A 12500-nucleotide genomic window follows, 5' to 3' on the forward strand; every position below is an offset into this window, starting at 1 on the left:
TCTTTTTAGCTCTTTTTTAATATCCACATTGGTTATCGACAACATTTTCACATTACCAACCCCTGTGGACAAGATTTTTTCAACAGGTTGTCCGCTTTGTGGATAAGATTGTGACAACCATTGCAAGCTCTCGTTTAATTTGGTATTATATTTGTGTTTTAACTCTTGATTACTAATCTTACCTTTACTCCTTATCCACAAAGTGTGGATAAGTTGTGGATTGATTTCACACAGCTTGTGTAGAAGGTTGTCCACAAGTTGTGAAATTTGTCGAAAAGCTATTTATCTACTATATTATATGTTTTCAACATTTAATGTGTACGAATGGTAAGCGCCATTTGCTCTTTTTTTGTGTTCTATAACAGAGAAAGACGCCATTTTCTATGAAAAGGAGGGACGTGCCGGAAGATGGAAAATATATTAGACCTGTGGAACCAAGCCCTTGCTCAAATCGAAAAAAAGTTGAGCAAACCGAGTTTTGAGACTTGGATGAAGTCAACCAAAGCCCACTCACTGCAAGGAGATACATTAACGATCACGGCTCCCAATGAATTTGCCAGAGACTGGCTGGAGTCCAGATACTTGCATCTGATTGCAGATACTATATATGAATTAACCGGGGAAGAATTGAGCATTAAGTTTGTCATTCCTCAAAATCAAGATGTTGAGGACTTTATGCCGAAGCCGCAAGTCAAAAAAGCGGTCAAAGAAGATACATCTGATTTTCCTCAAAATATGCTCAATCCAAAATATACTTTTGATACTTTTGTCATCGGATCTGGAAACCGATTTGCACACGCTGCTTCCCTCGCAGTAGCGGAAGCACCCGCGAAAGCTTACAACCCTTTATTTATCTATGGGGGCGTCGGCTTAGGGAAAACACACTTAATGCATGCGATCGGCCATTATGTAATAGATCATAATCCTTCTGCCAAAGTGGTTTATCTGTCTTCTGAGAAATTTACAAACGAATTCATCAACTCTATCCGAGATAATAAAGCCGTCGACTTCCGCAATCGCTATCGAAATGTTGATGTGCTTTTGATAGATGATATTCAATTTTTAGCGGGGAAAGAACAAACCCAGGAAGAATTTTTCCATACATTTAACACATTGCACGAAGAAAGCAAACAAATCGTCATTTCAAGTGACAGACCTCCAAAAGAAATTCCGACACTTGAAGACAGATTGCGTTCACGTTTTGAATGGGGCCTGATTACGGATATCACGCCGCCAGATTTGGAAACGAGAATTGCGATTTTACGAAAAAAAGCCAAAGCGGAGGGCCTCGATATTCCGAACGAGGTTATGCTTTATATCGCAAATCAAATCGACAGCAATATTCGGGAACTTGAAGGAGCATTAATCAGAGTTGTTGCTTACTCATCTTTAATTAATAAAGATATTAATGCTGATCTGGCCGCTGAGGCGTTGAAAGATATTATTCCTTCTTCAAAACCGAAAGTCATTACGATAAAAGAAATTCAGAGGGTAGTAGGTCAGCAATTTAATATTAAACTCGAGGATTTCAAAGCAAAAAAACGGACAAAATCAGTAGCTTTCCCGCGACAAATCGCCATGTACTTATCAAGGGAAATGACTGATTCCTCTCTTCCTAAAATCGGGGAAGAGTTTGGAGGCCGTGACCATACGACCGTTATTCATGCGCATGAAAAAATTTCAAAACTGCTGGCAGACGATGAACAGCTTCAGCAGCATGTAAAAGAAATTAAAGAACAGCTTAAATAGCAGGACCGGGGATTAATCGGGGAAAGTGTGAATAACTTTTCAGAAGTCATACACAGTCTGTCCACATGTGGATAGGCTGTGTTTCCTGTCTTTTTCACAACTTATCCACAAATCCACAAGCCCTACTATTACTTCTACTATTTTTTTAAAAATATATATATTAATACATTATCCGTTAGGAGGATAAAAATGAAATTCACGATTCAAAAAGATCGTCTTGTTGAAAGTGTCCAAGATGTATTAAAAGCAGTTTCATCCAGAACTACGATTCCCATTCTGACTGGTATTAAAATCGTTGCATCAGATGATGGCGTATCCTTTACAGGAAGCGATTCAGATATTTCAATTGAATCCTTCATTCCAAAAGAAGAAGGAGATAAGGAGATCGTCACAATAGAACAGCCTGGAAGCATCGTTTTACAAGCCCGCTTCTTTAGTGAGATTGTAAAAAAACTGCCGATGGCAACTGTAGAAATCGAAGTGCAGAACCAGTATTTGACGATTATCCGTTCTGGCAAAGCTGAATTTAATCTAAACGGTCTGGATGCTGATGAGTACCCGCACTTGCCGCAGATCGAAGAGCATCACGCGATTCAAATTCCAACTGACTTGTTAAAAAATCTAATCAGACAAACAGTATTCGCGGTGTCCACCTCAGAAACACGCCCTATCTTGACAGGTGTAAACTGGAAAGTGGAGCAAAGTGAATTATTATGCACTGCGACGGATAGCCACCGTCTTGCTTTAAGAAAAGCGAAACTTGATATTCCAGAAGACAGATCTTATAACGTCGTGATTCCGGGAAAAAGCTTAACTGAACTCAGCAAGATTTTGGATGACAATCAGGAACTTGTAGATATCGTAATCACAGAAACCCAAGTTCTGTTTAAAGCGAAAAATGTTTTATTCTTCTCGCGGCTTCTGGACGGAAATTATCCGGATACAACCAGCCTGATTCCGCAAGAAAGCAAAACAGAAATCATTGTGAACACAAAAGAATTCCTTCAGGCAATTGATCGTGCATCTCTTTTAGCCAGAGAGGGACGCAACAACGTGGTGAAGCTGTCTGCAAAACCGGCTGAATCGATTGAGATTTCTTCCAACTCACCTGAAATTGGAAAAGTTGTTGAAGCGATTCTTGCTGATCAGATCGAAGGTGAGGAATTAAATATCTCATTTAGTCCAAAATATATGCTGGATGCACTAAAGGTGCTTGAAGGAGCAGAAATACGGGTAAGCTTTACAGGCGCAATGAGACCTTTCTTAATTCGCACACCGAATGATGAAACGATTGTACAGCTTATCCTTCCTGTCAGAACCTATTAATCCGATACACTGCTGCCGACCCTTTCGGCAGCTTTTCTATTCGGTATCTGCTCCGACAAGTTTTCCCTTTCCCTAATTCGTTTTTTTTTAGTACAATTAGATATTAGTGATATTTGAAAGAGGTCGATATAATGGCAAATCCGATTTCAATTGATACAGAGATGATTACACTCGGACAATTCTTGAAATTAGCCGATGTCATTCAGTCAGGCGGTATGGCGAAGTGGTTTTTAAGCGAGCATGAAGTGCTTGTGAACAACGAGCCGGACAACCGCCGCGGCAGAAAGCTGTATGTTGGAGATGTGGTAGAGATTGAAGGATTTGGTTCATTTCAAGTCGTCAATTAAAGCGGGTGACACTGATTGTATATCCAGAACTTAGAACTGACATCTTACCGCAACTACGACCATGCTGAACTTCAATTTGAAAATAAAGTAAATGTGATCATCGGAGAAAACGCCCAGGGGAAAACAAATCTCATGGAGGCGATCTATGTCTTATCCATGGCGAAATCGCACAGGACGTCAAATGACAAAGAACTTATACGGTGGGACAAAGACTATGCTAAAATAGAGGGAAGAGTGATGAAGCAAAACGGGGCGATCCCGATGCAGCTCGTCATCTCCAAAAAGGGTAAAAAGGGCAAGGTCAATCATATTGAACAGCAAAAGCTCAGCCAGTATGTCGGGGCCCTCAACACCATTATGTTCGCGCCGGAAGATTTAAATCTTGTAAAGGGAAGCCCTCAAGTGAGAAGGCGGTTTCTTGACATGGAAATCGGACAGGTTTCTCCTGTTTACCTGCATGACCTTTCTCTTTACCAGAAAATCCTCTCGCAGCGAAATCATTTTTTGAAGCAGCTGCAAACAAGAAAACAAACTGACAGAACGATGCTCGATGTTTTGACCGATCAGCTTGTAGAAGTTGCAGCAAAAGTCGTCGTAAAACGCCTGCAATTTACAGCGCAGCTCGAAAAATGGGCTCAGCCTATCCATGCGGGCATCTCAAGAGGGCTTGAAGAGCTGACCCTGAAGTACCATACGGCTCTTGAGGTATCAGATCCTAAAGACTTGTCGAAAATAGGAGATAGCTATCAAGAAGCGTTTTCTAAATTAAGAGAAAAAGAAATTGAGCGCGGTGTTACGCTGTCAGGGCCTCATCGTGACGATGTTCTTTTCTATGTGAACGGACGCGATGTGCAGACGTATGGTTCTCAAGGACAGCAGCGAACGACGGCATTGTCTCTTAAGCTGGCGGAGATTGACCTGATCCATGAAGAAATCGGAGAATACCCCATTTTACTATTGGATGATGTACTGAGTGAACTGGACGATTATCGCCAGTCACACTTGCTTCATACGATCCAAGGCCGTGTACAAACGTTTGTCACAACGACAAGCGTTGATGGCATTGATCACGAAACCTTACGTCAAGCAGGAATGTTCCGTGTGCAAAATGGTGCGTTAGTGAAGTGAAGAAATGAGGTGGGCAATTGTATATTCATTTAGGTGATGACTTTGTGGTTTCAACACGAGATATTGTCGGCATTTTTGACTTTAAAGCCAACATGTCGCCTATTGTTGAAGAATTTCTGAAAAAACAGAAACACAAGGTGGTGCCTTCCGTAAACGGCACGCCCAAATCTATCGTAGTCACGGTTCAGAATATATATTACTCTCCCTTATCTTCCAGCACATTAAAAAAACGTGCGCAATTTATGTTTGAAATAGATTCTTAGAAATTTTTTATCACGAATATATCGTTTAGAAAAGTGTAGGTGAATGACGTGGCTATGGAACAGCAGCAAAACAGTTATGATGAAAATCAGATACAGGTACTAGAGGGATTGGAAGCTGTTCGTAAAAGACCAGGGATGTATATCGGTTCAACAAACAGCAAAGGCCTTCACCACCTGGTATGGGAAATTGTCGACAATAGTATTGACGAAGCCCTCGCCGGTTATTGTACGGATATCAATATCCAAATCGAGAAAGACAACAGCATCACGGTGATAGATAATGGCCGCGGTATTCCAGTCGGTATTCATGAAAAAATGGGCCGTCCTGCGGTAGAAGTCATTATGACGGTGCTTCATGCTGGAGGAAAATTTGACGGAAGCGGTTATAAAGTGTCTGGAGGATTGCACGGTGTAGGTGCGTCAGTCGTAAACGCGCTTTCAACCGAGCTTGTGGTGACGGTACACCGTGACGGTAAAATCCACCGTCAAACCTATAAACGCGGAGTTCCGGTTTCAGACCTTGAAATCATTGGCGAAACAGATCATACAGGAACGACGACACATTTTGTCCCTGATCCTGAGATTTTCACAGAAACAACTGAGTATGATTATGATCTGCTTGCGAACCGCGTGCGCGAATTAGCCTTTTTGACAAAAGGCGTAAACATCACGATTGAAGATAAACGTGAAGGACAAGAGCGCAAAAATGAGTACCATTACGAAGGCGGAATTAAAAGTTATGTAGAGTATTTAAACCGATCTAAAGAAGTTGTCCATGAAGAGCCGATTTACATTGAAGGCGAAAAGGACGGCATTACGGTTGAAGTTGCTTTACAATACAATGACAGCTACACAAGCAACATTTACTCATTTACAAATAACATTAACACGTATGAAGGCGGTACCCACGAAGCGGGCTTTAAAACGGGTCTGACTCGTGTTATCAACGATTACGCCAGAAAAAAAGGGCTTATTAAAGAAAATGATCCAAACCTAAGCGGAGATGACGTAAGAGAAGGGCTGACCGCGATTATTTCAATCAAACACCCTGATCCGCAGTTTGAGGGCCAAACAAAAACAAAGCTAGGCAACTCAGAAGCGCGGACGATCACCGATACGTTATTTTCTACGGCAATGGAAACATTTATGCTGGAAAATCCAGACGCGGCCAAAAAAATTGTCGATAAAGGTTTAATGGCGGCAAGAGCAAGAATGGCTGCGAAAAAAGCCCGTGAATTAACACGCCGCAAGAGTGCTTTGGAAATTTCAAACCTTCCCGGTAAGTTAGCGGACTGCTCTTCAAAAGACCCGAGCATCTCCGAGTTGTATATCGTAGAGGGTGACTCTGCCGGAGGATCTGCTAAACAGGGCCGCGACAGACATTTCCAAGCCATTTTGCCGCTTAGAGGTAAAATCCTGAACGTTGAAAAAGCCAGACTGGATAAAATCCTTTCTAACAACGAAGTTCGCTCTATGATTACAGCGCTCGGCACAGGTATCGGGGAAGATTTCAACCTGGAGAAAGCCCGTTACCACAAAGTTGTCATTATGACAGATGCCGACGTTGACGGCGCGCATATCAGAACACTGTTGTTAACGTTCTTTTACAGATATATGCGCCAAATTATCGAAAATGGCTACGTGTACATTGCGCAACCGCCGCTCTATAAGGTTCAACAGGGGAAACGTGTTGAATATGCATACAATGACAAGGAGCTTGAAGATCTGTTAAAAACGCTGCCCCAAACGCCTAAGCCGGGATTGCAGCGTTATAAAGGTCTTGGTGAAATGAATGCCACCCAGCTATGGGAAACAACCATGGACCCTAGCTCTAGAACACTTCTTCAGGTAACTCTTGAAGATGCTATGGATGCGGATGAGACATTTGAAATGCTGATGGGCGACAAAGTAGAACCGCGCCGAAACTTCATAGAAGCGAATGCGAGATACGTTAAAAATCTTGACATCTAATCATAAAAAGCCTTATTTCCAATTAGAAATAAGGCTTTTTTCTGAACAAGATCAGCTGCAGTAATGCTTGCAATACCTATATATTCTAGCAATTTAATGTGTATAATCATAAGTTTATTGATATAATGGAGAATAGTGAAATCGTATTGAAGGTCATAATGGACAATCTACTCCCACATATTTCATGTGATACTTCAGGGAGGTTTTTTAATGAGTGAACAAAACACACCACAAGTTCGTGAAATAAATATCAGTCAGGAAATGCGTACGTCCTTCTTGGATTATGCAATGAGCGTTATTGTGTCCCGTGCTCTTCCAGATGTACGTGACGGTTTAAAACCGGTTCACAGACGGATTTTGTATGCAATGAATGATTTGGGCATGACGAGTGACAAGCCATATAAAAAATCCGCGCGTATCGTCGGAGAAGTTATCGGGAAATACCACCCGCACGGTGATTCAGCGGTATATGAATCCATGGTCAGAATGGCGCAGGATTTTAACTACCGTTACATGCTCGTTGACGGTCACGGGAACTTCGGTTCTGTTGACGGAGACTCAGCGGCTGCCATGCGTTATACAGAAGCAAGAATGTCTAAGATCTCGATGGAAATTCTTCGAGATATCACAAAAGACACAATCGATTATCAGGACAACTATGATGGGTCAGAAAGAGAACCCGTCGTTATGCCTTCAAGGTTCCCGAATCTGCTCGTGAACGGTGCTGCCGGTATTGCGGTAGGTATGGCAACAAACATCCCTCCGCACCAGCTTGGGGAAATCATTGACGGTGTACTTGCTGTCAGTGAGAACCCGGACATTACAATCCCTGAGCTGATGGAAGTCATTCCAGGGCCTGATTTCCCGACTGCGGGTCAAATCTTGGGACGCAGCGGTATCCGGAAAGCATACGAATCTGGCCGAGGCTCTATTACGATTCGGGCAAAAGCTGAGATCGAACAAACATCTTCAGGTAAAGAAAGAATTATCGTTACAGAGTTACCTTACCAAGTAAATAAGGCGAAATTAATCGAGAAAATTGCTGATCTCGTTAGGGACAAAAAGATAGAGGGCATCACAGATCTGCGTGATGAGTCAGATCGTACAGGTATGAGAATTGTCATTGAAATCAGACGCGATGCCAATGCAAATGTTATTCTAAATAACCTATACAAACAAACTGCGCTACAAACATCTTTTGGTATCAACCTGCTTGCGCTTGTTGACGGTCAGCCGAAAGTTTTAAATCTAAAGCAATGCCTAGAGCATTACCTTGACCATCAAAAAGTCGTCATCAGACGCCGTACAGCATATGAATTGCGTAAAGCGGAAGCGAGAGCTCATATCTTGGAAGGTTTGAGAATTGCTCTCGATCATCTCGATGCAGTTATTTCTCTTATCCGTAATTCTCAAACGGCTGAAATAGCGAGAACAGGTCTAATTGAACAATTCTCACTGACAGAGAAGCAAGCACAAGCGATCCTCGATATGAGGCTGCAGCGTTTAACAGGACTAGAACGTGAAAAGATCGAAGAAGAATACCAATCTCTTGTTAAATTAATTGCAGAGCTAAAAGACATTTTGGCAAATGAATATAAAGTGCTTGAGATCATCCGTGAAGAACTCACTGAAATCAAAGAGCGTTTCAACGATGAAAGACGCACGGAGATCGTCACTTCTGGACTAGAAACAATTGAAGATGAAGATCTTATTGAGAGAGAAAATATCGTCGTCACTCTGACACACAACGGGTACATCAAACGTCTTCCTGCATCAACTTACCGCAGTCAAAAACGAGGCGGAAAAGGTGTACAGGGAATGGGAACAAACGAAGATGATTTCGTTGAGCATTTAATATCTACGTCAACTCATGACACGATTCTCTTCTTCTCGAACAAAGGGAAAGTGTATCGTGCAAAAGGGTATGAAATCCCTGAATACGGCAGAACAGCAAAAGGAATCCCGATTATTAACCTGCTGGAGGTAGAAAAGGGTGAATGGATTAACGCAATTATTCCAGTCACTGAATTCAATGCGGAGCTTTACCTTTTCTTCACAACAAAGCACGGGGTTTCAAAACGAACTTCACTGTCTCAGTTTGCTAATATCCGCAACAATGGCCTAATCGCTCTTAGTCTACGTGAGGATGATGAATTGATGGGTGTACGTCTGACTGACGGTACAAAACAAATGATCATCGGAACGAAAAATGGATTGCTGATCCGTTTCCCTGAAACAGATGTCCGGGAAATGGGAAGAACTGCGGCAGGCGTAAAAGGCATCACCCTGACCGATAACGACGTTGTTGTCGGCATGGAGATATTAGAGGAAGAATCACATGTCCTTATCGTAACTGAAAAAGGTTACGGAAAACGAACTCCGGCTGAAGAGTACAGAACCCAAAGCCGGGGCGGAAAAGGACTCAAAACAGCGAAAATCACCGAGAACAACGGCCAATTAGTAACAGTAAAAGCTACTAAAGGTGAAGAGGATCTAATGATTATTACGGCCAGCGGCGTACTCATTAGAATGGACATCAATGACATCTCAATCACCGGACGTGTCACTCAAGGTGTACGCCTCATCAGAATGGCGGAAGAAGAGCATGTTGCTACAGTAGCATTAGTAGAGAAAGACGAAGAAGATGAGAATGAAGAAACACAAGAAGAAGTGTGAGAAAAGCGCAGCTGAAATAGCTGCGCTTTTTTTGTGCCATAACCCTTTACAGTTATAAGGATTATGGTATAATCATTTCTGTTGTCTTTTAAAAGACACAAACATGACTAGCAAAAACTTTTTTAAAAAAGTATTGACCTAGTTAACTAAAAATGTTACTATTAAGTAGTCGCTTCGAGAGGAGCACACAAAGTTCTTTGAAAACTAAACAAGACAAAACGTACCTGTTAATTCATGTTTTATAAAATCGCACAGCGATGTGCGTAGTCAGTCAAACTAAGGCCTGCACGACGCAGGTCACACAGGTGTCACCGCAGGATGCGGTGAACTTAACCTGTGATCCACTTTATCGGAGAGTTTGATCCTGGCTCAGGACGAACGCTGGCGGCGTGCCTAATACATGCAAGTCGAGCGGACAGATGGGAGCTTGCTCCCTGATGTTAGCGGCGGACGGGTGAGTAACACGTGGGTAACCTGCCTGTAAGACTGGGATAACTCCGGGAAACCGGGGCTAATACCGGATGCTTGTTTGAACCGCATGGTTCAAACATAAAAGGTGGCTTCGGCTACCACTTACAGATGGACCCGCGGCGCATTAGCTAGTTGGTGAGGTAATGGCTCACCAAGGCAACGATGCGTAGCCGACCTGAGAGGGTGATCGGCCACACTGGGACTGAGACACGGCCCAGACTCCTACGGGAGGCAGCAGTAGGGAATCTTCCGCAATGGACGAAAGTCTGACGGAGCAACGCCGCGTGAGTGATGAAGGTTTTCGGATCGTAAAGCTCTGTTGTTAGGGAAGAACAAGTACCGTTCGAATAGGGCGGTACCTTGACGGTACCTAACCAGAAAGCCACGGCTAACTACGTGCCAGCAGCCGCGGTAATACGTAGGTGGCAAGCGTTGTCCGGAATTATTGGGCGTAAAGGGCTCGCAGGCGGTTTCTTAAGTCTGATGTGAAAGCCCCCGGCTCAACCGGGGAGGGTCATTGGAAACTGGGGAACTTGAGTGCAGAAGAGGAGAGTGGAATTCCACGTGTAGCGGTGAAATGCGTAGAGATGTGGAGGAACACCAGTGGCGAAGGCGACTCTCTGGTCTGTAACTGACGCTGAGGAGCGAAAGCGTGGGGAGCGAACAGGATTAGATACCCTGGTAGTCCACGCCGTAAACGATGAGTGCTAAGTGTTAGGGGGTTTCCGCCCCTTAGTGCTGCAGCTAACGCATTAAGCACTCCGCCTGGGGAGTACGGTCGCAAGACTGAAACTCAAAGGAATTGACGGGGGCCCGCACAAGCGGTGGAGCATGTGGTTTAATTCGAAGCAACGCGAAGAACCTTACCAGGTCTTGACATCCTCTGACAATCCTAGAGATAGGACTTCCCCTTCGGGGGCAGAGTGACAGGTGGTGCATGGTTGTCGTCAGCTCGTGTCGTGAGATGTTGGGTTAAGTCCCGCAACGAGCGCAACCCTTGATCTTAGTTGCCAGCATTCAGTTGGGCACTCTAAGGTGACTGCCGGTGACAAACCGGAGGAAGGTGGGGATGACGTCAAATCATCATGCCCCTTATGACCTGGGCTACACACGTGCTACAATGGACAGAACAAAGGGCAGCGAAACCGCGAGGTTAAGCCAATCCCACAAATCTGTTCTCAGTTCGGATCGCAGTCTGCAACTCGACTGCGTGAAGCTGGAATCGCTAGTAATCGCGGATCAGCATGCCGCGGTGAATACGTTCCCGGGCCTTGTACACACCGCCCGTCACACCACGAGAGTTTGTAACACCCGAAGTCGGTGAGGTAACCTTTTAGGAGCCAGCCGCCGAAGGTGGGACAGATGATTGGGGTGAAGTCGTAACAAGGTAGCCGTATCGGAAGGTGCGGCTGGATCACCTCCTTTCTAAGGATATTTACGGAATATAAGACCTTGGGTCTTATAAACAGAACGTTCCCTGTCTTGTTTAGTTTTGAAGGAACTTTGTTCCTTGAATAAGTTAAGATGGGCCTGTAGCTCAGCTGGTTAGAGCGCACGCCTGATAAGCGTGAGGTCGGTGGTTCGAGTCCACTCAGGCCCACCATCTTAAATAATGGGGCCTTAGCTCAGCTGGGAGAGCGCCTGCTTTGCACGCAGGAGGTCAGCGGTTCGATCCCGCTAGGCTCCACCAACGTGTTCTTTGAAAACTAGATAACAGTAGACATCACATTCAATTAGTAAGACAAGATATCACATAGTGATTCTTTTTAACGGTTAAGTTAGAAAGGGCGCACGGTGGATGCCTTGGCACTAGGAGCCGATGAAGGACGGGACGAACACCGATATGCTTCGGGGAGCTGTAAGCAAGCTTTGATCCGGAGATTTCCGAATGGGGAAACCCACCACTCGTAATGGAGTGGTATCCATATCTGAATTCATAGGATATGAGAAGGCAGACCCGGGGAACTGAAACATCTAAGTACCCGGAGGAAGAGAAAGCAAATGCGATTCCCTGAGTAGCGGCGAGCGAAACGGGATTAGCCCAAACCAAGAGGCTTGCCTCTTGGGGTTGTAGGACACTCTGTACGGAGTTACAAAAGAACGAGGTAGATGAAGAGGTCTGGAAAGGCCCGCCATAGAAGGTAACAGCCCTGTAGTCAAAACTTCGTTCTCTCCTGAGTGGATCCTGAGTACGGCGGAACACGTGAAATTCCGTCGGAATCCGGGAGGACCATCTCCCAAGGCTAAATACTCCCTAGTGACCGATAGTGAACCAGTACCGTGAGGGAAAGGTGAAAAGCACCCCGGAAGGGGAGTGAAAGAGATCCTGAAACCGTGTGCCTACAAGTAGTCAGAGCCCGTTAACGGGTGATGGCGTGCCTTTTGTAGAATGAACCGGCGAGTTACGATCCCGTGCAAGGTTAAGCAGAAGATGCGGAGCCGCAGCGAAAGCGAGTCTGAATAGGGCGCATGAGTACGTGGTCGTAGACCCGAAACCAGGTGATCTACCCATGTCCAGGGTGAAGTTCAGGTAACACTGAATGGAGGCCCGAACCCACGCACGTTGAAA

Annotated in this window: 7 protein-coding genes, 2 tRNA genes and 2 rRNA genes (1 of these 11 running past the window's edge); all 11 read left to right on the forward strand. The window is 44.4% G+C overall.

Translation table 11 applies throughout. From position 1 onward, the window contains the following. The first annotated feature begins 408 nt into the window (after positions 1-408). A complete protein-coding gene (gene dnaA / locus GYO_RS21565) occupies positions 409-1749 on the forward strand; it encodes a chromosomal replication initiator protein DnaA (RefSeq protein ID WP_003242674.1) in 1341 nt (446 codons plus the stop codon). A 189-nt stretch (positions 1750-1938) separates the two neighbouring features. Next, positions 1939-3075 (forward strand): DNA polymerase III subunit beta, encoded by a 1137-nt coding sequence (dnaN, locus tag GYO_RS21570; protein ID WP_003219263.1) that lies wholly within the window; start codon positions 1939-1941, stop codon positions 3073-3075. A 131-nt stretch (positions 3076-3206) separates the two neighbouring features. Next, positions 3207-3422, forward strand: coding sequence for a ribosome maturation protein RlbA (gene rlbA, locus GYO_RS21575; protein ID WP_003219264.1), 216 nt, complete (start codon positions 3207-3209; stop codon positions 3420-3422). A 15-nt stretch (positions 3423-3437) separates the two neighbouring features. Next, entirely contained in the window at positions 3438-4550 is a 1113-nt protein-coding gene (gene recF, locus GYO_RS21580) for a DNA replication/repair protein RecF (RefSeq protein ID WP_014112268.1), read from the forward strand. A gap of 17 nt (positions 4551-4567) precedes the next feature. Continuing rightward, entirely contained in the window at positions 4568-4813 is a 246-nt protein-coding gene (gene remB, locus GYO_RS21585; protein WP_003219266.1) for an extracellular matrix regulator RemB, read from the forward strand. 54 nt (positions 4814-4867) lie between these two features. Then, positions 4868-6784 carry a DNA topoisomerase (ATP-hydrolyzing) subunit B gene (gene gyrB, locus GYO_RS21590; protein WP_014112269.1) on the forward strand — a complete coding sequence of 639 codons (1917 nt, stop codon included), beginning with the start codon at positions 4868-4870 and terminating at the stop codon, positions 6782-6784. Between the two features lie 210 nt (positions 6785-6994). After that, complete coding sequence (gene gyrA, locus GYO_RS21595) at positions 6995-9460, forward strand: DNA topoisomerase (ATP-hydrolyzing) subunit A (protein WP_014112271.1); 2466 nt, start codon at positions 6995-6997, stop codon at positions 9458-9460. Positions 9461-9806: 346 nt separating this feature from the next. After that, positions 9807-11356 (forward strand): 16S ribosomal RNA (locus tag GYO_RS21600). 101 nt (positions 11357-11457) lie between these two features. Beyond that, a tRNA-Ile gene (locus GYO_RS21605) sits at positions 11458-11534 on the forward strand. Between the two features lie 11 nt (positions 11535-11545). Continuing rightward, positions 11546-11621, forward strand: a tRNA-Ala gene (locus tag GYO_RS21610). An 81-nt stretch (positions 11622-11702) separates the two neighbouring features. Further along, a 23S ribosomal RNA gene (locus tag GYO_RS21615) occupies positions 11703-12500 on the forward strand (it continues 2130 nt past the right edge of the window). The 16S and 23S rRNA genes sit together here with 2 tRNA genes alongside, the layout of an rRNA operon.

The sequence above is a fragment of the Bacillus spizizenii TU-B-10 genome, assembly GCF_000227465.1.
GTDB lineage: Bacteria > Bacillota > Bacilli > Bacillales > Bacillaceae > Bacillus > Bacillus spizizenii.